Origin of the sequence: Sphingopyxis macrogoltabida, from assembly GCF_001314325.1 — a bacterium.
Classification (GTDB): domain Bacteria; phylum Pseudomonadota; class Alphaproteobacteria; order Sphingomonadales; family Sphingomonadaceae; genus Sphingopyxis; species Sphingopyxis macrogoltabida.
In genome coordinates this window covers 843723-863334 of record NZ_CP009429.1, presented here as the reverse complement: position 1 = coordinate 863334, position 19612 = coordinate 843723, and the positions used below count along the sequence as shown (strand labels likewise).

The 19612-nt window shown below is 63.5% G+C and carries 21 protein-coding genes, 1 tRNA gene and 2 pseudogenes; 9 read left to right on the top strand and 15 right to left on the bottom strand.

From position 1 onward, the window contains the following. Window positions 1-90 carry an ATPase gene (locus LH19_RS04250; RefSeq protein WP_054725055.1) on the bottom strand — a complete coding sequence of 30 codons (90 nt, stop codon included), beginning with the start codon at window positions 88-90 and terminating at the stop codon, window positions 1-3. 11 nt (window positions 91-101) lie between these two features. Further along, window positions 102-452 (bottom strand): hypothetical protein, encoded by a 351-nt coding sequence (locus LH19_RS28395; protein WP_145923352.1) that lies wholly within the window; start codon window positions 450-452, stop codon window positions 102-104. Between the two features lie 29 nt (window positions 453-481). Here LH19_RS28395 and LH19_RS04245 point away from each other — a divergent pair. Then, window positions 482-556, top strand: a tRNA-Thr gene (locus LH19_RS04245). A gap of 347 nt (window positions 557-903) precedes the next feature. Here LH19_RS04245 and LH19_RS04240 read toward each other — a convergent pair. Next, complete coding sequence (locus LH19_RS04240) at window positions 904-1365, bottom strand: hypothetical protein (RefSeq protein WP_054725053.1); 462 nt, start codon at window positions 1363-1365, stop codon at window positions 904-906. Window positions 1366-1374: 9 nt separating this feature from the next. After that, on the bottom strand, window positions 1375-4326 hold the full coding sequence (traA, locus tag LH19_RS04235) for a Ti-type conjugative transfer relaxase TraA (protein ID WP_054732982.1): 2952 nt from the start codon (window positions 4324-4326) through the stop codon (window positions 1375-1377). 171 nt (window positions 4327-4497) lie between these two features. Between traA and LH19_RS04230 the strand changes: the two genes are divergently transcribed. From LH19_RS04230 to LH19_RS29730, 3 genes are read left to right on the top strand one after another with little or no spacing between them, the layout of a single operon-like run. Continuing rightward, on the top strand, window positions 4498-4821 hold the full coding sequence (locus tag LH19_RS04230; protein WP_054725051.1) for a conjugal transfer protein TraD: 324 nt from the start codon (window positions 4498-4500) through the stop codon (window positions 4819-4821). Window positions 4822-4837: 16 nt separating this feature from the next. Continuing rightward, a complete protein-coding gene (locus LH19_RS29155; protein ID WP_054725049.1) occupies window positions 4838-5053 on the top strand; it encodes a conjugal transfer protein TraD in 216 nt (71 codons plus the stop codon). Between the two features lie 44 nt (window positions 5054-5097). Then, on the top strand, window positions 5098-5436 hold the full coding sequence (locus LH19_RS29730; protein WP_082395408.1) for an excalibur calcium-binding domain-containing protein: 339 nt from the start codon (window positions 5098-5100) through the stop codon (window positions 5434-5436). Here LH19_RS29730 and LH19_RS04215 read toward each other — a convergent pair whose 3' ends face one another. Beyond that, on the bottom strand, window positions 5437-5877 hold the full coding sequence (locus tag LH19_RS04215; RefSeq protein ID WP_054725047.1) for a MucR family transcriptional regulator: 441 nt from the start codon (window positions 5875-5877) through the stop codon (window positions 5437-5439). It abuts the gene before it with no gap. A gap of 316 nt (window positions 5878-6193) precedes the next feature. Between LH19_RS04215 and LH19_RS04210 the strand changes: the two genes are divergently transcribed. Next, a complete protein-coding gene (locus tag LH19_RS04210) occupies window positions 6194-7099 on the top strand; it encodes a HEPN domain-containing protein (RefSeq protein ID WP_054724984.1) in 906 nt (301 codons plus the stop codon). Between the two features lie 18 nt (window positions 7100-7117). On the opposite strand, the gene LH19_RS04205 is transcribed toward LH19_RS04210, so the two are convergent. The 6 genes and pseudogenes from LH19_RS04205 to LH19_RS29335 all read right to left on the bottom strand — a co-directional run. Further along, window positions 7118-8119 (bottom strand): tyrosine-type recombinase/integrase, encoded by a 1002-nt coding sequence (locus LH19_RS04205; protein ID WP_054724983.1) that lies wholly within the window; start codon window positions 8117-8119, stop codon window positions 7118-7120. Beyond that, window positions 8116-9042, bottom strand: coding sequence for a tyrosine-type recombinase/integrase (locus LH19_RS04200; RefSeq protein WP_054724981.1), 927 nt, complete (start codon window positions 9040-9042; stop codon window positions 8116-8118). Before LH19_RS04200 ends, LH19_RS04205 begins: the two co-directional genes overlap by 4 nt. After that, window positions 9039-10031 carry a tyrosine-type recombinase/integrase gene (locus LH19_RS04195; protein WP_158514395.1) on the bottom strand — a complete coding sequence of 331 codons (993 nt, stop codon included), beginning with the start codon at window positions 10029-10031 and terminating at the stop codon, window positions 9039-9041. Before LH19_RS04195 ends, LH19_RS04200 begins: the two co-directional genes overlap by 4 nt. A gap of 289 nt (window positions 10032-10320) precedes the next feature. Continuing rightward, window positions 10321-11220, bottom strand: coding sequence for a HEPN domain-containing protein (locus tag LH19_RS04190; protein WP_054725044.1), 900 nt, complete (start codon window positions 11218-11220; stop codon window positions 10321-10323). A 59-nt stretch (window positions 11221-11279) separates the two neighbouring features. After that, window positions 11280-11534, bottom strand: a complete 255-nt coding sequence (locus tag LH19_RS04185) for a sigma-70 RNA polymerase sigma factor region 4 domain-containing protein (protein ID WP_054725042.1) — start codon at window positions 11532-11534, stop codon at window positions 11280-11282. Then, window positions 11531-11797, bottom strand: a pseudogene (locus LH19_RS29335) (zincin-like metallopeptidase domain-containing protein); the annotation flags it as partial. The pseudogene LH19_RS29335 and the gene LH19_RS04185, both read right to left, overlap by 4 nt. A gap of 147 nt (window positions 11798-11944) precedes the next feature. Here LH19_RS29335 and LH19_RS04175 point away from each other — a divergent pair. Genes LH19_RS04175 through LH19_RS04165 form a run of 3 tightly spaced genes read left to right on the top strand, consistent with a single transcriptional unit; the run spans window position 11945 to window position 15086 of the window. Next, a complete protein-coding gene (locus tag LH19_RS04175) occupies window positions 11945-13162 on the top strand; it encodes a tyrosine-type recombinase/integrase (protein ID WP_054732971.1) in 1218 nt (405 codons plus the stop codon). After that, entirely contained in the window at window positions 13159-14097 is a 939-nt protein-coding gene (locus tag LH19_RS04170) for a tyrosine-type recombinase/integrase (protein ID WP_054725041.1), read from the top strand. The genes LH19_RS04175 and LH19_RS04170 overlap by 4 nt, the downstream gene beginning before the upstream one ends. After that, the gene (locus tag LH19_RS04165; RefSeq protein ID WP_054725040.1) at window positions 14094-15086 is read left to right on the top strand and encodes a tyrosine-type recombinase/integrase; all 993 of its coding nucleotides are present in this window, start codon (window positions 14094-14096) and stop codon (window positions 15084-15086) included. The genes LH19_RS04170 and LH19_RS04165 overlap by 4 nt, the downstream gene beginning before the upstream one ends. An 88-nt stretch (window positions 15087-15174) precedes the next feature. Here LH19_RS04165 and LH19_RS27725 read toward each other — a convergent pair. Then, window positions 15175-15798 (bottom strand): annotated as a pseudogene (locus LH19_RS27725) (ArdC family protein); the annotation flags it as partial. A gap of 523 nt (window positions 15799-16321) precedes the next feature. Between LH19_RS27725 and LH19_RS04160 the strand changes: the two are divergent. Then, on the top strand, window positions 16322-16546 hold the full coding sequence (locus tag LH19_RS04160) for a helix-turn-helix transcriptional regulator (RefSeq protein ID WP_054732968.1): 225 nt from the start codon (window positions 16322-16324) through the stop codon (window positions 16544-16546). A gap of 57 nt (window positions 16547-16603) precedes the next feature. On the opposite strand, the gene LH19_RS04155 is transcribed toward LH19_RS04160, so the two are convergent. The 3 genes from LH19_RS04155 to LH19_RS29325 form a co-directional block, all read right to left on the bottom strand. Then, a complete protein-coding gene (locus LH19_RS04155; protein WP_054725037.1) occupies window positions 16604-16927 on the bottom strand; it encodes a DUF736 domain-containing protein in 324 nt (107 codons plus the stop codon). A 728-nt stretch (window positions 16928-17655) separates the two neighbouring features. Beyond that, window positions 17656-18762 (bottom strand): chromosome partitioning protein ParB, encoded by a 1107-nt coding sequence (locus LH19_RS29330; protein WP_234716076.1) that lies wholly within the window; start codon window positions 18760-18762, stop codon window positions 17656-17658. Between the two features lie 129 nt (window positions 18763-18891). Then, the gene (locus LH19_RS29325; RefSeq protein WP_234716075.1) at window positions 18892-19431 is read right to left on the bottom strand and encodes a ParB/RepB/Spo0J family partition protein; all 540 of its coding nucleotides are present in this window, start codon (window positions 19429-19431) and stop codon (window positions 18892-18894) included. Window positions 19432-19612: the final 181 nt, after the last annotated feature.

Genomic DNA, 19612 nt, shown 5'->3' with positions numbered 1-19612 from the left:
CTAGAAACGTTCGGGCCGCGCGAGCACGGCGACGAGACAGCAAAGAAGGCCCAGCGCGGTGAGGCCCGCGAGCCAGAAGTCGAGGGTCATGGCATCGGTCCCTATGCGTCGTCGCACAGCCGCGCATAACCGAGGCTCGCGGCGAGAAGGCCGAGGATGATGCCGATCCAGATCAGATCCTGCATGATGTTGCTCCGGCACGACGCAGGCCACGGAAGATGGCGAGTCGTCCGCAGGAGGCTCAAATAGGCCGGGGCCGCGTTTGAATTCGAGAGCGCGAAATCGGGGCGCGCATAGTATTTGCGTATGATTTTTTCGAAATTCGCCCCAAGCTGCAGACCGCTTCGGGGGATGGCTCGATATCCGCCCGACCTGCAACGCGAATCAAACCCTCTCTGCTCGGGGCGCAATGCTGCGCACCGAAACAATTGCCAGACGATGCTTGTCATCATCCGGCCGCGCTGTTAGAGGCGCCGGCGTTGCCGCTTTAGCTCAGTTGGTAGAGCACATCATTCGTAATGATGGGGTCACAGGTTCGAGTCCTGAAGCGGCACCATCCACAATGCTGAAGACGATATTCTCCCGGAGAGGTTGAACGCCTTTTCGGCGAACGCCGCACTGCTATCGACCCAAAGCCGCACCACAGCATGAGCTGCACGCGCTCGAACGCTTTGATCGATATCTCTTTCGAGCGCTGTACAATTCCCGGTAGCCGTCTGCCGGGAATAATCTCAATAGCGCGTCACATAAGAAAAATGGTGCCCATCCTCGGAATCGAAGTCGATAACGCATTTAGCTGGTTGTGATAGCAATCACCAGCGAGGCCACCCTTTCAACATGTTCAAATGCTCTTCCGAATGGCTAAACTCAGGCGCCTTGCCTCCGAGGTACGCGATCGCCATGTTACGTCAAAGCCGCTAAGCTAACGAGGGTCCAGAATGCGCCCCATAGGAAGCCCCCAGTCGCGGCCCATGTCACCCACCAATCCTGCTCGTCGTTCGACCGCTTCTGCTTGACCATGCCCTCGACCCGGCCAAGCGAGCGCGACAGCGCATCGCACGCCTCCACGAGGATCTTGCGGTCATCAGCCCGGTAGGTGATCAATCCTTCGTGCATTTCCGTGGCGATCGTTAGCGGCGTGAGCCGCATAGCCGGGCGTTCGTTGATGCTTTCCACGTGCCTTTCCAACTGGCCGAGCCGCGTCTCCATGGCGCGGAGCGTTGGCGAGTAATCGGGGAGTTTGTCCTTCGCCGCCGTTAGGCCTTCGATCGCGGTGCGCTGAAGAGATATCTCCCGGCGCAGGTCCTCGAAGGCGGTGGCGGCATCGGCGGGCGGCTTGGCGGTGCGGGTTGGTTTCTGGGTCATGGAAGCAGCCTACATCCCTATCCCCATGCCGCGTCCACGGCCTAGACTTAGCTGGAGATCCTGAGACAGCGTTTTCGTGCTCATGACGTCCAACCCTAGCTGGGCGCGACGATTCTGGAGCAGCGACTCGAGCTGCGGATCGCGGTGCAGGCTCTTCGCCATGTCGGAAAGATTGGCACGCGCCGCGTCGCGCCCCCCATAGGTCGGCGCGTCTTTCACGCGCGCGCTTTCCTTCTTCCATGTCGCAACGAACAGATCGGCCCGCTTCTCAGTATCGGCAGCATGCCGGACGCGCTCGCGCGCCGCGCGTTCGGCCGCGGTTCGCTCCGCAGCGCGTGCCGCGTCTCTGCGATCCATCTCCGCCATCGCCCCTGCGGTCCGACCCGCCGCCGCTTCCTTAGTCAGCTGGTAGCTCTTCCCGAACGCTTCGCGAAGATCGCTCGCGCCCCCGGGGCGCAGCGCATCGAGCTCCGCACGGGCCGTGCGATAGGCATCGAGTTCGTGCGGCAGTTCCTTACCGCCGACTCGCCGGACATCGACGATCTGCTTCGTGACGCTGGCAAAGCGCTCGACCGCCTTGTCGAGCGGTGAGCGCGACGGGTCGGCGTCGATCGACCGGGCGCTCACGCGGACCTCCGCAAGCTTGACTGGGCGCCGCCGTTCGGTTGTCACCGCGGCTGGCGTCTCGCGCGCAATGGAGAGTTTCAGCCCGTCGAAGATGCCGCGCTTGGGCTCGAATGACTTCGCGGGTGTCGGTGCCCGATAATCGCTCGCCATATCCTTGCCGCGCTCGCGCGAGGCGGCGCGAACGAGCTTGTTCCGGGTCGCAAAATCGTCGCGGCCGTAGTAGAGATCAACCTGCTCGCGATGCCTGGACAGCGCGACGTAAGTCGAGTTGCTGTCTACCCCCGGCGTCGCGAGGACCTGCACGCGGTCAACGGTCATGCCCTGCGCCTTGTGGATCGTGGCGGCATAGCCATGATCGACATGGGCATAGTCCTTCAGGTCGAACGCAACGCTCCGCCCATCGTCGAGCATCAGGGCCATGCGCATCCGGTCGACATTCTGGACGGTTCCGAGCGAGCCATTTTTCACGCCGATGCTCCGCTCATTCTTCAGGAACATCACACGGTCATTCTCGGCGAACATTCGCTGGCCGCGTTCGACGGTGATGGCGACCTCGGCGCCAAGCGCGCCACTCGCTTTCAGCCGGTCGCGCACATCTTCGTTGAGGGCCCGCACCTCGTCGTTGGTGTGGGCGAGGATGATGCGGTTGGCATCGGGATAGTGCCGGCGATCGCGATCCCAAGCATCGACGAGCTCGGCACGCGCCGCCGCGCGGGTCTCGCCGGCATGCACAAATCCCGCCTCAGCATAGCGCCCGATCGCCTCGCCGGTGTGCCCGGTCGCGAGCTCGCGCGTCGCCTCGCGCTGCCAGTCCTCCTGCTGCCGGCGGATGTCCATGATCTCGACAGCGCCATGACGCTCGGCGACAGACCGGAATGCCGCACCCGCCTCAATCGCCTGAAGCTGCTGCGGATCGCCGACCAGGACAACCTTGGCGCCCTGACGCTCCGCTTCGGACAAGACGCGTTCGAGCTGCCGGGTCCCGACCATGCCCGCCTCGTCGATGACGAGGACATGCTTGTCGGTGAGACGCTCGCGGTCATTGGCCCAATGATGCTCCAGGCTGGCGAGCGTGCGCGACGCGATGCCGGAACCATGCTCCAAGCCTTCTGCCGCAATGCCCGAGAGCGCGGCACCCTGCACCTGATAGCTCGCCGCCTCCCACGCCTCGCGGGCAACGCCGAGCATTGCGCTCTTGCCCGTTCCGGCATAGCCGATGACGTTGCTGACGCCCCGCGACGATGTGACATGTTCGAGCGCCCCGCGCTGTTCGGTGGAGAGATCGAGACCGCGCTCCAGCGCGCGGGACAAGGCAAGCTCGCGATGACGATCGGCAACGCCATGATGACGCCGCGCATCGAGCGTTGCAGTCGCTCGCTCCAACCGCTGCTCGGTCTCGATCATCGACCGCGACGTGAAGCGGTCTTCGCCGCGCCCATCCTTTCCGAGCGCGATCAGGTCGGGCGCCGCCTTCATGGCGCCCATCACCGCGTCGAACTGCTCCTTGCCTTCGCTGTGCCGGTGCACAAAAATGGCGAGGTCGCGGTTCGTAAATGTCGCCTGGCGGTGCGTGATCGCGTCGAGCGCGATACCAGGATCGGCGATGATCTTGTCACCGTTCGAGCGGGCGATCTCCAGATGCTCTCCGACGCGGTCGGCATCAAGCCCTGCGGCCGCCATACGCGACGCGGCCGGGCCGATCTTGTGCTGCGGCTCGAGATCGATGCCCTGTGCTTCGAGCGATCGGTGATCGACGCGCGCATCGATGTCGAGTGACGCCAGCCGCTCGTTCACATGGTCCGCCCAGGCTTCGCGCCAATGGGTCAAAAGCTCGGTACGGTTCCACTCGCGAACCTTGGCGCCGAACTCAGCCCCACCATCCTCGCCGATCTTGATCTCGCGCATCGTCAGCATGAGGTGCCCGTGCGGCTTGGCGAGTCCATCGGCGCCAATGTCCCAATGCACATTAAGATCGGCGATCATGCCGCGGTCGACGAACTCGTGAACCACGAAGTCGCGGGCAAGTTCGATGCCCTGTTCCTGTGTCATCTCGCGCGGAATCGCGAACTCGATTTCGCGGGCGAGCTGCGCGTCCTTTCGGATCTCCGCAGCCTCAACGTCATTCCAGAGCTTTTCGCGGTCGCGCCATTGTTCCGGTGCACCCTCCGTTAGCAGCACTTCGCTGTGAACGACGCCCGCCTTGTTGGAAAAGTCGTGGCTGCGCCCCAGCCGCTCGTCGTGGAGGCGGTCGGCCGAACGATAGGCCGCGGCGGCGACCGCGCTGCTGCCGGCGGCACGCGAAATCACTTTTGCCGAGAAATGATAGATCGCCATGAGGCTGTCCATTTAGGGCAAAACGAGCACGTCGGCACGACGTATAAGCGCGCCCTCACACGATTTCATCGCGCTCGGGATCGAAGCGTCTCGTTAGATTTCAGCGCCTTGCCGAACCCTGAGACTCGGAATAGCTGGATCGTCCGACCCTCACAAACGGAAGGACAGACGATGCGCAAACCGCGTGATTTCGACGCCGAACTCCACGTGCTCACCGGCAAGGCGAAGGCGCTCAAGATGAAGAAGCAAGGCCAGCTCGGCGAACTGGTGATAGCAACCGGGGCCGACGCGTTGTCGATCGAGCAGCTGGCAGGGGCGCTCCTCGATGCGGTCGGCGGCGACGCGGCGAGGAAGGAGACGTGGCGCAAAAGCGGCGCGGCCTTCTTTCACGGCGATGGCGCCCGCGCTCGCAAAGGCGCTGGTCGGAACGCGGGCGGCGGTGCGTCGGGTGGTGCAAGCTCGCAATCGCCTTCACGCGAAGCGGGCACGTCATGACACGCGGGCGTGGCAAGTGAAGCGCCGCGAACGCACGCGCCAGCTGATCGAGCTTGGCGGACTCGTTGCCAAGGCCGATCTGATCGAGCTGACGGGCGACGACCGCGCGGTCTTGCTTGGGCTGCTGATCGATGCCGCTGCGATGTTGCGGGGCGAAACGCGCGAGCGGCAATTGCTGCTCTGGCGACGGCGCGGGCAGCGCGCCTTCGACGCGGCAGCTACCGGCCTGTAAGGCTCCCTTACTGGAGATTTACTTTCGGCTGCCATGATCCAGGTATGGCACGCCAATGGCAGAAGCATAGACGGAGACGCCGGCCGAAGAATTCGGCCGTCAATTTGCTCGTCGGAGCCGGAGTGGTCGGCGCGGTCGTCGGCTTGGGCTCGACCGCGACCGCGCCCGAAGGACGCACGCAATTGGTATCGGCAGCGAGTGACGTGGCGGTAGCGACCGGAATGGCTCGTGCACGTGCACCGCAGGAGGGTGATTATTGGCGACGCTGCGACGACGCGCGCGCAGCGGGTTCCGCCCCGATTTATCGGGGCGAGCCAGGCTTTCGCGACAGCCTCGATGCCGACAATGACGGGATCGCGTGCGAGCCCTATCGCGGGCAGTAGCTATTTCGCCTTGGCGCGGCCGCGCGCGGCGGGCTTGCGTCCGCCTCCGCGGCCCTTGGTGCCAAGGCCGATCTGCTTGGCAAGTTCGCGGCGCTTCTCGGCATAATTGGGCGCGACCATCGGATAGTCTTTCGGCAGGTTCCACTTCGCGCGATACTCGTCGGGCGTCATGCCGAAGTTTGTCATCAGGTAGCGGCGCATCATCGTGAGCTTTTTGCCGTCTTCGAGGCAGACGATGTAGTCGGGCTTTATCGACGCGCGGACAGAGACGGCGGGTTGCTGGGGTTCGGGTTCCGGCTCGGCGTTCGCGGAAAGACCAGCGAGCGCTTCGTGTACTGAGCGGATGACCAGCGGTATATCGGATATGGCGACGCTGTTGTTGCTGACATGCGCGGCGACAATATCGGCGGTCAGCGTGACCAGCGTTTCGGTGTCTTCCATAATGAGATTCTCCCTATTCGGCGGCGCGGTCCGCGCTGCCGAGCGCCACGATGTGATCACGGCAAATTTTCTCGACCAGCCCTTCTAGGACCGCTACGCGCTCGCCGATCCACTTCAATTCCTCCGCGCTAATCTTGTAATGCGGCGATTATGCCGAGCGCCACACTATGCCGAGCGGGCGCGGTAGGTCCCGGCTTTCCAGCAACTTTGCGGTGATCGGCTCGGCATAGTTTTACGCATCCGATCTGGGGCAATCGATGCCGATCGGCCGCAATGAGGTCTTGCCACCGGGCGTGAAGATGGCGAGACTCCGGGGATGAAGAACGATGTCGATCATCTTCCGCCGGCGCAGCAGGAAGAACTGGCGCTAGCAACGCGGATTTTGATGGACGAATTTGCCGTCGCGATCTCGCGCGCGACGCAGCCGTGGAAGAAGAACGGCAAGGTCCGGAAGGTCATCCTCTTCGGCAGCTATGCGCGCGGCGACTGGGTCGATGAGCCCGAGAACGGGTATCAGTCTGATTATGATCTGCTGATCATCGTCAGCCACGCTGACCTCGCCGATATCGCGGAATATTGGTATGTCGCCGAGGACAAGATCCTGCGTGATGCGGCGATTGCACGGCCCGTGAACATTATCGTCCACACGCTCGAAGAGGTGAATCGGGGGCTCACTCGCGGCGAGTATTTTTGGGTCGACATCGCGCAGGACGGTGTCGCTCTCTACGAGTTGCACGGCACGGCGCTCGCCACGCCGCAGCCGCTGACCGCGGCGGATGCCTATGAAATGGCGAGCGGCTATTTTGCGGACTGGTTGGCCAAGGTCGACACGGCGCTTGAGGGGGCCGATTTTTATATCGGCAAAGGACACAAGAACGACGCCGCCTTCACGCTGCATCAGGCTGCCGAGCGGGCGTACACCTGCTTCCTTCTGGTGCGCAGCCAATATGTTCCGCGTTCGCATAATCTGAAGTTTTTGCGTTCGCTCGCCGAGGACCGGGAGACGCGGCTCGTCGAGGCCTGGCCGAGGGCAACGAAGGTCGATCGCCGGCGCTTCGAACTGGCGAAACGCGCTTATGTCGAGGCGCGCTACTCGGCTGCGTACGATATCGGCAGCGATGATCTGCAGGCGATCAGGGCGGCGGTGGCCATGCTGCGCGACACGGTTGAGACGGTGTCGCGCGAATGGCTCGATGGGCTCCGGCAGAAGGCCGACCTCTGATCGCTGCGGCGGTCCGAGCTACAGCGCGTCGAGAAAGGCCAGCAGTCGATCTTCCGGTTCGAACCGCCCGGGTCGCTTCATATTATGCGGCTGGAGCTTGGCGAGCGCGGCGGTCTTGAGTGCGATATGAGCATGGAGATAGGCCTGCGTCGTCAGGATCGACTCATGTCCGAGCCACAGCGCGATCACCGACAGGTCGACACCCGCCTGGAGCAGTTCCATCGCGGCGGTGTGCCGAAGGACATGCGGCGATACCCGCTTGTGTCGCAGCGATGGGCAATGCGCGCGCGCCGTCCGGACGTGCTTGGCGAGCAGATACTGGATGGCGTCGGGGCTGAGGCGGCCACCGTGGATGTTGGGGAACAGCGCCGATGCCCCGCCGCGTGGCGACTCCTTCAGCCAGTTCTGCATCGCAGCGCGGACCTTGCCTGCGAGCGGCGTGCGCCGTTCTTTGCGGCCCTTGCCGACGCATCGGACATGCGCGCCGGTGCCGAGCATGATGTCGCTGCGATCAAGGCTGGCGATCTCCGAAAGGCGCAGGCCCGTCTGGATCGCGAAGAGCAGCAGCATATGATCGCGGCGGCCGAGCCAGCATGTTCGATCGGGCGCGGCGAGGACCGCGTCGATCTCCGGGCGCGACAGGAAATGGACCTCGCGCTTCTCGGTGAGCTTGCCGGGGATCGCGAGAATGCGCTGAATCTGCCCGCTGCTTGCCGGTTCCTCGAAAGCGAGAAAACGGAAGAACGCCCGTATCGCCGTCAGCCGGAGGTTGCGGGTCTTGGCTCCGATCGCGCGGCCCGCTTCGAGATCGTCGAGGAAGGCGATGATGAAGGGGGCATCGAGATCGGCGAGATCGAGGTGCGAAGGCGGCTTCCCGAGCCTGCGCTGTGCAAAGCGCAACAGCAGCCGGAACGTGTCGCGGTAGGATGCGACGGTGTGCGGGCTGACACCGCGCTGATGCATGAGGCGCTGAGCGAAATACCGCTCGATCAGTGGCGCAATGGACGGGGACCGGGTCATGACGCCTGCTCCCATCGGGCATCGAGCCGCCGCGCGGCATGCTCCATCAGCTCGGGACAGGCCGACAGATACCAATATGTGCAACTGGTATGGCTGTGCCCTAGATAGGTCGACAGGATGGGCAATCGCTGCTCGACGTCGTCGCCGGCACGGTACCAGCGCAGCAGGGTGGCGACCGCATAGCTGTGGCGCAGGTCGTGAATGCGCGGGCCGCGATATGCATCGCCGGGACGGCGCAAGCCGATCTGGCGAGCGACCGTACGAAATATCAGATGGATCGCGCTATGATTTAACGCGCGACCTTGTTCCCCGACGAAGAATGTCGGGCTGATCGGCGTGAAGCAGACTGCATCGCGGCGCTTGGCGTAATCGGTGAGCACGGCAACCGTGGTCGAATGGATCGGAACGAGGCGGGACTTGCCGAACTTGGTATCGCGGATAGTCAGAAGGCCAGCGCCGAGATCGACATCGTCATGCTTGAGCCTGAGCGCTTCACCGATCCGTAATCCAGTGACCGCAAGCAGGCCGAAAATGCAGTAATAGGTCCAGCGATGCAGGCCCTTCGCCGAGCGAACCGTCAGCATCGCATTGAGCAGGCTGCCGATCTCCTGGTCGGTATAGATATAGGGCGTTCGGCGCTGCCTTGCCGCGAGGATGTCCGTCGGCGGAATCTGGGTGCGCGGCTCGGTGCTCGACAAATGCCTGGCAAAGGCGCGGACGGCCGACAGGCGTCCCGGCCAGGTTGGCGGCCTTGCCTCCTTGGTGGCCCAGTCGAGGGCAAGCTTGGTGGTGATAATCGCCGCACCCTGTTGCTCCATGTCGGCGACGAAACGCGAGAGCAGCAGAGCCTGGCATCGCAGCTTGTATCCGAACCCGCGGCGCATGGTGATGTAGCGCTCGAGCGCGTCGCGTAGCGGGCTCATTGCACGCCTCCCGGCCATGGCTGGCTCAGGGTACGCAGGCTTGCCAGATCCACCTTCGCGTAGATGCGCGTGGTATCGTGATCTTTATGCCGCAGCACCTGGCTGATCTGGGTCAGAGCGGCGCCCGAACGCAGAAGTTCGGTTGCAAGGCTGTGGCGGAATATATGCGAACCGCGATGGGCGATATCGCTGATCCCCGCCCGCCGGAGCGCTCTCCCGGCAATATCCCTGATGCCGCTCGTCGGCGGGAATCCCGAATGCGGCGGGTAGGCCTTCAGGAAGAGCTGGCGTCTATCGGATACCGGGCGACCGCTCTGAAGATATGCGGCGATGGCGGCGCCAACATCGGGAGGCAGCGGCATGATCGCCTGTTGCCGTCCCTTGCCCTGAATGCGGAACTGCCCAGCGCGCCAGTCGATGTCATCGAGCGTGAGGGTCGCCACTTCTTGTGCCCGCAGTCCAAGCCGGGAGAGCAATAGCAGGATCGCATAATCGCGGCGCCCTGAAGCGGTGTTCTGGTCACAGTGCTGGAGCACCTGCTCAAGCTGCGCGGCCGAAAGATAGGTCGGCAGCGCTGTAAAGCGCCACTTTTTTACCGAGGGGACGCAGGCCGCAAGATCGTTCGCGATCAAGCCTTCGACCTGAAGATATCGCAGGAACGATCGGAGCCGTGAGCACATCGCCACCGCCGTCGCCGCACTGGCGTCGCGGGCACGCCGTTCGACATATCCGAGGACGTCGGCCGTTGTCAGTTGAGCGAAATCGCCAGGCCCGGTAATCGACATGTCGCGCAAAAAGGGGCGCGTGAACTTGACATAGGCCGCGCACGACCTCGCGTTGAGACCGTGCCGATGATCGAGATACGCGCGGAAGCGCTCGAGTATCTGATCGGTGGGGCTGGACGGAAGCGGTAACGCCGGAGCGACAATCTTCGCCTCGCGGAGGACCTCCACAAATCTACCGATCGCCGCCGGGTCGCCGCCCCGCAAACGGCAACCCCGATCCCCATCCTCAAAAAAGCGAGCGGCGAGCTGTTCGTTGATGTTGCGGCGATCGAAATGGCGCTCGGTCAGCCACCGGATGAAACCGTTGACGATCCTGACCGAATATCTTGCCGTGACCGTGCTGTAGCCGTCGTTGCGAAGCCGGTCCGAATACAGGTCGATGCAGTCCCTGAATGGCCCCGCCCGCAAATCGCGGATCGTCCAGCTTCCGTTCAAAAAATCATTTAGCGTCATAGCTTCCTCCTCTGCGATGGGTGCAGGGAGGAGCGTAAAACTATGCCGAGCCGATCACCGCAAAGTTGCTGGAAAGCCGGGACCTACCGCGCCCGCTCGGCATAGTGTGGCGCTCGGCATAATCGAAGTTATGCCGAGTTCGGCATAACTTTGAGTAGCGAGCATTCACATAGGCCAATCGTAGAAGCTCGAAACATCGTCTGCTGAATTTGTCCTCACGCGGCCAAGCCTCGACCAGCGCGGGTGCGATCTGCTCGCACTGAGAACGGAGGAAGTTGAGCCGATGCGACTTTGGGCTGTAAAGTGAGGTTACAAGGAGTGTGCAATGGTACAGGCGTTCAGTCGCCTGATGCAGCACAAACGCCGCTTCGTTGTAGTTGCCGCCTTCTATTGCAGTGTGCGCCATCAGCCGGAACGCGCCAGCGCTTTTGAACCATTTGTCAAAGTGAGTAATTGCTTCGACGCGCGCTTCCTCGGGTGGCAGAATACGCGGCTGCGCAAATTCATACCCCTCTGCCTCGTAGAGGCCGATCCCCTGCTCGACGGAATCGACAAAGAACGGGCGCCCGCGCTCAAGCTGCGCGTTCACATCCTTCAATGAGTGAACGATGAAGCTAACCGGCGCGGTGAGGGTCTGGTTAATCGTGACCTCGCGCATGAGGCGATCTTCGGCGGCGGACCAATGCTCGAAGTCGGTCAGCCGCTCATTGTTGACGACGACAAGAATGTCATAGTCTGACTGGTAGCCGCCAACTGGATCGTCGACCCAATCGCCGCGCGCGTAGCTGCCGTAGAGGACGATCTTGAAGATGCGCCCCTTGCGGTTCCAATCCGAATTCCCGCGCGCGTGCGCGGTTTCGAATTCCTCGAACAGGATGCGCACGACATCGGCAAGCTCGCGCTGCTTGGACTGGGGAAGATGATCGAGGCCGGTTCGCATTACGGCAACCTTAGGAAGGCGGCGGGCCGGATGGCAAGCGCCATCCGGCCCGCCGCGGATCAAAGCCACGGCCAGACGAGATGCGGGAAGCGCGCATGAAGGCAGCGCGACCACATGCGAAGCGCGGAAGCGAAATCGCTCGTCACCTGCTCGACGGTGATGCCATGCCGCTCTGCCAGTTCGCCATAAGGCGTCTCGTCGAAGCGGATCGACATGAAGATATCGCCTTGCCGCGCGGTCATCTTGCGAAGCGCGATGACCATCCGGCGCTCGGCATCCTCGATGGTGACGGTGGAGAGATCACGCCGCCTCATTGGTCGTCTCCCGCGAAGGCGAGCAGATAATCGCTCGCCTTGCTCGCCTGACTGGCAGCGCGGAAGATCGCCTTCTCATCCTCGCGCAGCACTGACAGCCACGACGCGATATAATCGGCATGCCGGACAGTCGGCGCGATGCCGAGCGAGGCACAGGTAAACGCCGCTGCCATCTCGGCAACAAGCTCCTCCTTCGCATATGCCTCCGATCCGAACCCGCCCATCTGGTCGCGGCCGAGCCTGCTGCTATGGCCGGTCCAATGCGACTTATGCCGATATCGGCATAAGTCGCATAATGCCGTAACCCAAATTATGCCGCATCGTGGCGAGAAGGCGCGGTTGGCGGCATGATCGCGCTTGGCCCATTCGGCATAATCTTCGTCGCTCCAACAACATGGAGCACGATGATCATGACGGAAACTCAGTACACTTGCATCGAACCCTATCTCGACTCGTTCATCGAGAGCTTCGCGGCCGCCAATTACAAAACGGGAACGCTCAAAACCTACCGCCATCTCGTTCGGAATCTGGGGCGGCTGATGGACGCTGAGGGCGTGGAGCCTTCCGCATTGACGCTCGATCAGGCCGAACGGCTGGGACGGATGGTGCCGCGAAAACAGGGTCAGAAGCTTTGTCCGCATAATCTGGCGCGTCGGTTCGCCGCGCATCTCATCGACATTGGCGTGGCGCAGCCTGTGCCGCTGACGGACGCTGAGGTGATGCGGACCACGCTGTTGGCGGACTTCGAGGCCTATCTGGTCAAACAACGGGGCCTGAGCCCGCGCACGATCAGGCACACGCTGGGCTTCGCGAACCGGTTCCTCGACTATCGCTTCGGCAGGCAAATGATCGACCTGACGCGGTTGAGCGGTGCCGACATCACTGGCTTCGTGCAGCAAGTGCTGGCGCGCCGGACGCCCTATCGCGACAAGACGGTAGCGACGCATCTGCGGACCTTCTTCCAATATCTGTTCGCGCGTGGCGCGACCGCGACCAATCTCGCACCCAGCGTCCCCAAGACAGCCCAGCGCTGGGATGCGCGACTGCCCCGGCACCTCTCGCCCGATGGCGTTGAGGCGGTGCTTCGCTCGGTGCGCAGCAATCCCCGACATGCCGCACGCGACTATGCGATGTTGCTGCTGATGGCGCGGCTCGGGTTGCGAGCGCCCGAGGTGATCGCGATACGGTTGGACGATATCGACTGGCGCGCGGGCGAACTCATGGTGCGCGGCAAGGGCGAGTTGCACGATCGGTTGCCGATATCCGGCGAGGTCGGGGACGCGCTGAGCCGCTATCTTCGCGATGAGCGCGGGCCAACGACATGCCGAGCCGTGTTCGTCAGCCACCGCGCGCCGCACCGCGCGTTTAAGAACGGCCAGATCGTCAACGCCATCATCAAGGATGCACTGGCGGCGACCGGGCAAAAGCCGGTGACGCCATACGTCGGATCACATGTGTTGCGTCATAGCCTTGCGACCAGACTGGTGAACGCCGGTGCTTCGCTCGACGAGGTGAGCGACGTGTTGCGGCACCGCTCACGGTCATCGACCCTGATATATGCGCGGCTCGACATTGACGGGCTGCGGTCGGTCGCGCAGCCTTGGCCAGTTGCGGGAGGCGTGCAATGAGCATCGTCCTTCAACTCGACCGTTATCTGAGCGTTCGGCGCAGTCTCGGCTACGATCTTCGTACGGATGAACGGATACTCCGGCGCTTCGCCCGCTTCGCCGATCAGGAACGCGCTTCGCACGTCGATACGGCGCTGTTCCTGCGCTGGGATGCGAGCCTGCCCGTTGTAGGCACATCCACACGCTCGGCACGGTTCGGCAAGGTGCGGCTGTTCGCGCAGTGGCTGAGCGGTATCGACCCGGCGCACCAGGTGCCGCCGCGCGGGCTGCTCCCTGAGCGTTATGCGCGGCAGCGTCCTTATATCTATACGGAGGCCGAGATCGCCGCGATCGTCATGGCGGCCAAGGGTCTGCCGTCCATCTATGGCCTGCGCGCGCTGGCCTGCTCAACCCTGTTCGGGCTTATCGCCGTAACAGGGCTCAGGATCAGTGAAGCGCTGGCGCTCAAAGACGATGACATCGACACCGAGACTGGCGTGCTGCGCATACGGCGCGGAAAGCTTGGCAAGGAACGGTTGCTTCCGCTCGACCCAAGCGTGGTAGCGCAGCTCATCGCCTATGCTGCAGAGCGCGACCGACTGCTTGGACGGTCCTCGCCAGCACTGTTCGTCACGGAAAAGGGAACCCGCCTGACCGACTGCAGTGCCCGCTACAACTTCGCGCACGTCTGCCAGCGGATCGGGCTGCGGCCCGGCCAACAATATGGTCGGCACGGCCGGGGGCCGCGCATCCATGACCTTCGCCACAGCTTCGCGGTGCGCACGATGATCGGGTGGTATCGCGCGGGCAAAGACCCCGCGCGCGAAATGATCCGACTGACGACCTATCTGGGTCATACCAATCCCTCCAACACGTTCTGGTATCTGGAGGCGGTCCCGGAACTGCTCGATCTGGCGATGGCCCGTGCAACCCGCCGGCCGGAGGTGAACCAATGAGCGTCGCGACCTTGCCTGCGCTGATCCAGCGCTTCTTCACCGACCGGCTTTGCACGCAACTGGAGGCAAGCCGCCACACGGTTGCAGGCTACCGCGACACGTTCCGGCTCCTGCTTCGATATGCGAGCGCGCAACGTGGCAAGCCGCCGGTCAAGCTGACGGTCGAAGACATCGACGCCGATCTGGTTGCCGACTTCCTCAGCCATATCGAAACGGCGCGGGGCAACGGCGCTCGCAGCCGTAATACCCGACTGGCCGCGATCCGATCGTTCTTCCGCTTCGTCGCGATGACCGACCCAACCTGGCTACTGCACTGCCAGCGCATCCTCACCATGCCCAACAAGCGCTATGTGAAGCGTGCGGTCACATTCCTTGACGCGGATGAGATCGCGGCGTTGCTCGCAGCGCCGGATCGCACGACATGGACGGGGCGGCGTGATCATGCTCTGCTGCTGCTCGCGGTCCAGACTGGTCTGCGGGCATCCGAACTGGTTGGCCTCACGCGGGGTGATGTGGCGCTCGGCACCGGCGCGCACGTCCGCTGTATGGGTAAGGGCCGTAAGGAGCGCGCCACCCCGCTTCGCCGCGAAACGGCTAAGCTGCTGGCGACGTGGATCGGCAACGACAAGGATGAGAGCAGGCCGCTGTTCCCATCGATCCGGGGCGAGCGGCTGAGCCGCGACGCGCTCGAACATCTGGTACGCAAGCATTGCCTGACGGCATCGCGCGCATGCCCGAGCCTCGACACCAAGCGGGTCACACCGCATACGCTTCGCCACAGCACGGCGATGGAACTGCTCCACCACGGTGTCGATCAAACGGTGATCGCGCTCTGGCTTGGTCACGAAAACGTCGAGACCACCCAGATTTACATCCATGCCGACATGAGAATGAAGGAAAAGGCGCTCGCTCGCGTCGCGGCCCCTGCCACCCCGCCCGGCCGGTTCCGACCAGACGATAACCTCTTGGTGTTCTTAGAAGGGCTCTGATTATGCCGAACAGCCGCATGGCCGATGCCGGGCTGTCTGGCCTCCAGCGGAGGCCATGCGGCATAATCTGGGTTACGGCATTATGACCTAGCTCGTGCAGGGCGGTGCGATACCAGTTCACCGGCTCGTGGAACGCGGCCTGCGGGGGCACCTGCACAAAGTCGTGGCTCGGGCTGTAGAATGCTTTGGCACCGCCGACGTTAAAGCGCGCGCCGCTCGCCGCGATCAGTGCGTCGGCCTCAGCGATGGCAAGCACCGGATCGGGGCTGACCATCGGCGCGATATAGTCCTCGGGTAGTCCCTCGCACTGATCGACATTGAACACGACAAAGCGCTTCAGGAATGCCACCTGCCGCGCTTCGCGATTTCCGCCCCGCGCCGCTTCGGCTTCGGTCTTTGGCGTGAACCGGTCGGCATAGCAGATGACCGTGCCCTTCTCGCCGCGCCGGACATTGCCGCCCGCCGCCTCGGCCTGCCGGTAGGTCAGCCAGCGCTGCGCGGCATAGCCTTTGGCGATTACCTCCGCCCAGAGGATCAAGACATTGATGCCGCTGTATTTGCGGGCCGTTCCGGCATTCTGCGGCATCGTGCATCCACAAAACGCGCTGTCCCATGGCTGCACCCATGGCAGCCGCCCCTCTTCCAGCTCCACGATGATCCGGCTCGTGACCTCGGCATAGAGGCTCGCCCGTTCGGCATTTTGATGTTTCACTTCCCTTCTCCTCCAGCCACCGCACCCCGGCCCGGAAGGGGGCGGGGTGGGCGGCAGGAAGGAGCCGGCAGCCCCGCATCATTGGGCGGGCTGCATCCGCAGGACCGGAACGAAGAGGAGGACCCGCGGCACGCGGGTTGCGGCCCGGCCGGGCGGGGCTAGAGGCGAGTGACGCCCACCCTGCCCCCGCCGCGCCGGAACGACCGACGCCGCCGCGCAGCGGCGACCGCTGGCCCAATTTCGGAACGACTCGAATAATGATCGCGCTGCTTGCAGCTTGGCAATCTGGACGCGACCGTCCCAGACGGCCTCAATTTCCGCCCGTGAGACGAAATGTTCAAAATGGTGCAAATTATTTTTCGTCGCACCGTCGACAATGTTGGACGACAGCGAACGACAACGGACGACATGGGACGACAGACTTGGACAAAGGCTGGAATCTCAGGGGATTGACGCCGCTCGATGAATATCCATTCTTCACTCAGGGAGCATCATTCGCAGCCAGTAAATGAAGGATATGTGCATGGCGTCTTTTCCCCCTCCCGACCGCTTCCTCCGTCTCGATAGCGTTCTAGACCGCACCGGCCTCAGCCGGGCGACGCTATACCGCAAGATCGCCGCAGGCACCTTTCCGCCGCAGCACAAGCTCGCCGAGCGTTGCTGCGGCTGGCGCGAGTCCGAGGTCGCAATATGGCAGCGCAACCCGATCACGTTTACGCTCGCCGATCTCCCGGCGATCGCCGCCTGAAACAAGAAGCACAGCAAAGCCCCGCGCCGCAGAGGCGGCGCGGGGTGGAAGCCCAGCTCAGTCGGCGGGGTTCCAGATGAGGGCGTAACCGTCCTCGCCGTCCTGACCGGCGGCGCGGCCGAGGTTCGCATAGAGCCGGCGCGGTCCGAACTCCGGCGCCGCGAGGCTCAGCGACACATAAGGTTCACCCGACTGCTGTCCGACGCGGATCCAGCCGGCGCCGATTTCGACGCCCTCGGACCAGACCCGGTAATCGGGTTGGACGTCGCCGCTCTTCGAGCGGTTGGTCCTGATTTCGATCGCCGCGCGGATCGAGAGGGTCTTGAGTTGGCCCACGAAACCTGTGTCGATGGTGCCGTTCACAAAGCCGATAGCTGCCATTGGTCGTCTCCTTGAATGAGCCGCGGGACCATCCCTGCGGCATGGGCGGACCCGGAACCGGCGCATGAGGCATGCCGCGAACCCGAAGGGCCGTAGCGCAAGCGGAGGAGTGCAGCCGCGCGATTATTTGAAGCGAAGCGGCCGCGAGGAGCCGGCACAGCCGGCGGGGAAATAATTGCGCCGCCGCACTTTCGCGGGACGCCGCGCCGGTGCAGGTCCAATCGCCCGTCGCCGGGATGGTGCTGCAGAACACAAGGAGTGGTCACGAGCTATCGGCATGAACAATCAAATACGGAAACTTGAGTGGGAAAAGCGATCTTCCAACGTTCCGTCGTGGCCAGGGAAACAGCCGAGTAGGAGGCGGCGATCCGCGCTCACGTCGGTTCATTCCGGGCGGCAAGAAAATCATGCCCACGGCATGCGATTTTGGCGCTTTCGTACAATTCAGGTCGGCCAGCCGATATTATCGGGCTCGCCAACTTCCGTCCGGGCTTGGCGATTAGCGACCCCGGCAAGCTATCGACGGTGGGGGCGATGGATAGATAATCCTTCGTTTGAGGCGGCGCGAAGGCAACTTCGCGTCGCCTCTTTCTTTGGCTGAACCGCGCGACGGCGCCGCTTGCGGCGGCGCGCCGCAAAACCAGAAGCGCCGCGCCGGCCCACAAGGCCGGCGCGTCATTTTCCGCACGGAAGATTTGGCGGGCGACCAATGCCGCCCGCCCTTAAATTCATGCTGCCAAATGCTGCTCGTCCTCCGCATCGGGTTCAGGCGCTGCGGGAACCGCAAGCTCGTGCGCGACCCGCCGCGCCGATTTGACGCTGCCGACCCCGCCCCGCGTGGTGTAAGCCGAAGGCGGAAACGCCATCCACTGCGGAACCCACGGCTCGGCCTTGGTCCGACCGTTCGTGCCCTCAAGGCAATCGGCGATGATTGCTTTCAGCGCCTTGCCCTTTTCACCCCCGTTCGCTGCGGCAACCTCGGCGCTCGCGACCTCGCCGGTGATTGCGAGCAGAACTTCGCGGTCGCGAAGCTGGTCGAAGAAGGCCGCGTCCGCTTGCCAGTGCTGGCGCATGTCGGTGCCGAGATGGAGGCCGATCATCTCCACCGCCTCGCTTCCTGCCTGCAGCGTCTCGCCCATGACGATCGCCACAATCTCCAGCACCACCGGATCGGGCAATTCGAGCAGCCGCGCGAACAGCGGGGCAAAAGGGGGACGGTTTATAGGCCTTCCCGTGACCGTCGGAGCCTCCTCGTCGAACGCCAGTACTGCCAGCACGGCACGGCGCTTGAGATCGAACGCAGTCTCGGCGGAACACGTCTCGACGCTCTCGGCAATATCCTCCTTCGGTGCCCGTTGGGCTTCGACATCGACCCGCCAGAGGTCGACCCCCGCGATGACATGCGCGAGCATCGCCCGCAGAGCCACCCCGCCCTGCCCCGCCAGATCGGCGCGCACCGCTGCATGGCGATGAAGGTCGATATAGGCATTGAGCGGACCCGACACTTCGGGACGCACCGGCTTGGCAATTACGGCATCGCCGTCTTCGCGCCCGTCGCCGCCCGATAGCCGCTTCGCTTCCTTGGTGGTGACGAAGCCCTCGTGGAAGGTCATCTCGCCGCTCTCGCGCACCTCAACATAGATGCGGCCGCCCTTGCGCTTGCCCGCATGAGTGTAATCCCACGAGCGGAACCAGTCGCCCCGCGCCATGATGACGACATCGGACCACCCTGCTTCGAGATAATCCGCCTTGCGCGCCTCGATGGCTGCGGTCTGCGCCGACCAGAAAGCATCGGCGTCGGCAAAGAAGCTGTCCTCGCCGAACAGGTCGGACACGGTCGCAAGCTTCGCTTTTTCGACATCAAACAGCGCGTGCTTGACCGCGATAGCCGTGCCGCCGAACAGCCATGCTTTGAGCTGATGGCCGGTCGGGCAGTAAGCCCCTTCATCGTCGAACAGCGCCAGTCATGATTTCTGCTGGCTCTTGGAAGCGAGGGTCAGATGCCGGACGGTGCCCGCATCGATCTCACCGCCGCGATAGAGGGTGCGGATGCGGGGAAGCAGATTGCCGAGCGCAAGGATGCGTTTCACTGCGCGCGGCTCGAACCCGAAGCTGTCGGCGACCTCCTCGACCGACCGCCCCGCCTTGACCAGCGCGACGAACGCTTCCCACTGGCTGACCTCGTCGGGCTGCACCCGCGCGAGATTTTCGAGCATCGACGCTTCGAGCGCATCGGCATCGTCGCCCTCGTCGAGAATTGCACAGGGAATGGGCCGAACCGCCCCACCCTCGCGCGCGACTGCGCCGACGGCGGTAAAGCGCCTACGCCCCGCGACGATCTCGAAATGGCCTTCCGAACAATTGGGCCGGACGAGCAGCGGAACCAGCACCCCGCGCGCGCGGATGCTCGGCATAAGGTCTGCGACGTCGGGGTCTTTCCCCTTCCCGCGCATGTTGGCGGCTGCGATGGACAGGTTGCCCAATTCGATGAAATCAAGCTTCATGACTTTCTTCCTTCTCTCTTCAACCACACCCGGCCCCGGACGGCGGGGCGGGCGGCGAGAAAAGGCGACGGGACCGCGCCAAAGGACGGCGCGCACCCGAAGGGCCGCAACGAAGAGGAGGAGCCGAAGCGCAGCGCAGGCTTGCGCGACGGCCGAGCGGTCCCATAGCCGTGCGCCGAAC

What these genes read in the sequence shown, in the direction of transcription:
- LH19_RS04250 (WP_054725055.1), bottom strand. Translation starts at nt 90, where the DNA reads ATGACCCTCGACTTCTGGCTCGCGGGCCTCACCGCGCTGGGCCTTCTT.
- LH19_RS28395 (WP_145923352.1), bottom strand. Translation starts at nt 452, where the DNA reads ATGATGACAAGCATCGTCTGGCAATTGTTTCGGTGCGCAGCATTGCGC.
- LH19_RS04240 (WP_054725053.1), bottom strand. Translation starts at nt 1,365, where the DNA reads ATGACCCAGAAACCAACCCGCACCGCCAAGCCGCCCGCCGATGCCGCC.
- traA (WP_054732982.1), bottom strand. Translation starts at nt 4,326, where the DNA reads ATGGCGATCTATCATTTCTCGGCAAAAGTGATTTCGCGTGCCGCCGGC.
- LH19_RS04230 (WP_054725051.1), top strand. Translation starts at nt 4,498, where the DNA reads ATGCGCAAACCGCGTGATTTCGACGCCGAACTCCACGTGCTCACCGGC.
- LH19_RS29730 (WP_082395408.1), top strand. Translation starts at nt 5,098, where the DNA reads ATGGCACGCCAATGGCAGAAGCATAGACGGAGACGCCGGCCGAAGAAT.
- LH19_RS04215 (WP_054725047.1), bottom strand. Translation starts at nt 5,877, where the DNA reads ATGGAAGACACCGAAACGCTGGTCACGCTGACCGCCGATATTGTCGCC.
- LH19_RS04210 (WP_054724984.1), top strand. Translation starts at nt 6,194, where the DNA reads ATGAAGAACGATGTCGATCATCTTCCGCCGGCGCAGCAGGAAGAACTG.
- LH19_RS04205 (WP_054724983.1), bottom strand. Translation starts at nt 8,119, where the DNA reads ATGACCCGGTCCCCGTCCATTGCGCCACTGATCGAGCGGTATTTCGCT.
- LH19_RS04200 (WP_054724981.1), bottom strand. Translation starts at nt 9,042, where the DNA reads ATGAGCCCGCTACGCGACGCGCTCGAGCGCTACATCACCATGCGCCGC.
- LH19_RS04190 (WP_054725044.1), bottom strand. Translation starts at nt 11,220, where the DNA reads ATGCGAACCGGCCTCGATCATCTTCCCCAGTCCAAGCAGCGCGAGCTT.
- LH19_RS04185 (WP_054725042.1), bottom strand. Translation starts at nt 11,534, where the DNA reads ATGAGGCGGCGTGATCTCTCCACCGTCACCATCGAGGATGCCGAGCGC.
- LH19_RS04175 (WP_054732971.1), top strand. Translation starts at nt 11,945, where the DNA reads ATGACGGAAACTCAGTACACTTGCATCGAACCCTATCTCGACTCGTTC.
- LH19_RS04170 (WP_054725041.1), top strand. Translation starts at nt 13,159, where the DNA reads ATGAGCATCGTCCTTCAACTCGACCGTTATCTGAGCGTTCGGCGCAGT.
- LH19_RS04165 (WP_054725040.1), top strand. Translation starts at nt 14,094, where the DNA reads ATGAGCGTCGCGACCTTGCCTGCGCTGATCCAGCGCTTCTTCACCGAC.
- LH19_RS04160 (WP_054732968.1), top strand. Translation starts at nt 16,322, where the DNA reads ATGGCGTCTTTTCCCCCTCCCGACCGCTTCCTCCGTCTCGATAGCGTT.
- LH19_RS04155 (WP_054725037.1), bottom strand. Translation starts at nt 16,927, where the DNA reads ATGGCAGCTATCGGCTTTGTGAACGGCACCATCGACACAGGTTTCGTG.
- LH19_RS29325 (WP_234716075.1), bottom strand. Translation starts at nt 19,431, where the DNA reads ATGAAGCTTGATTTCATCGAATTGGGCAACCTGTCCATCGCAGCCGCC.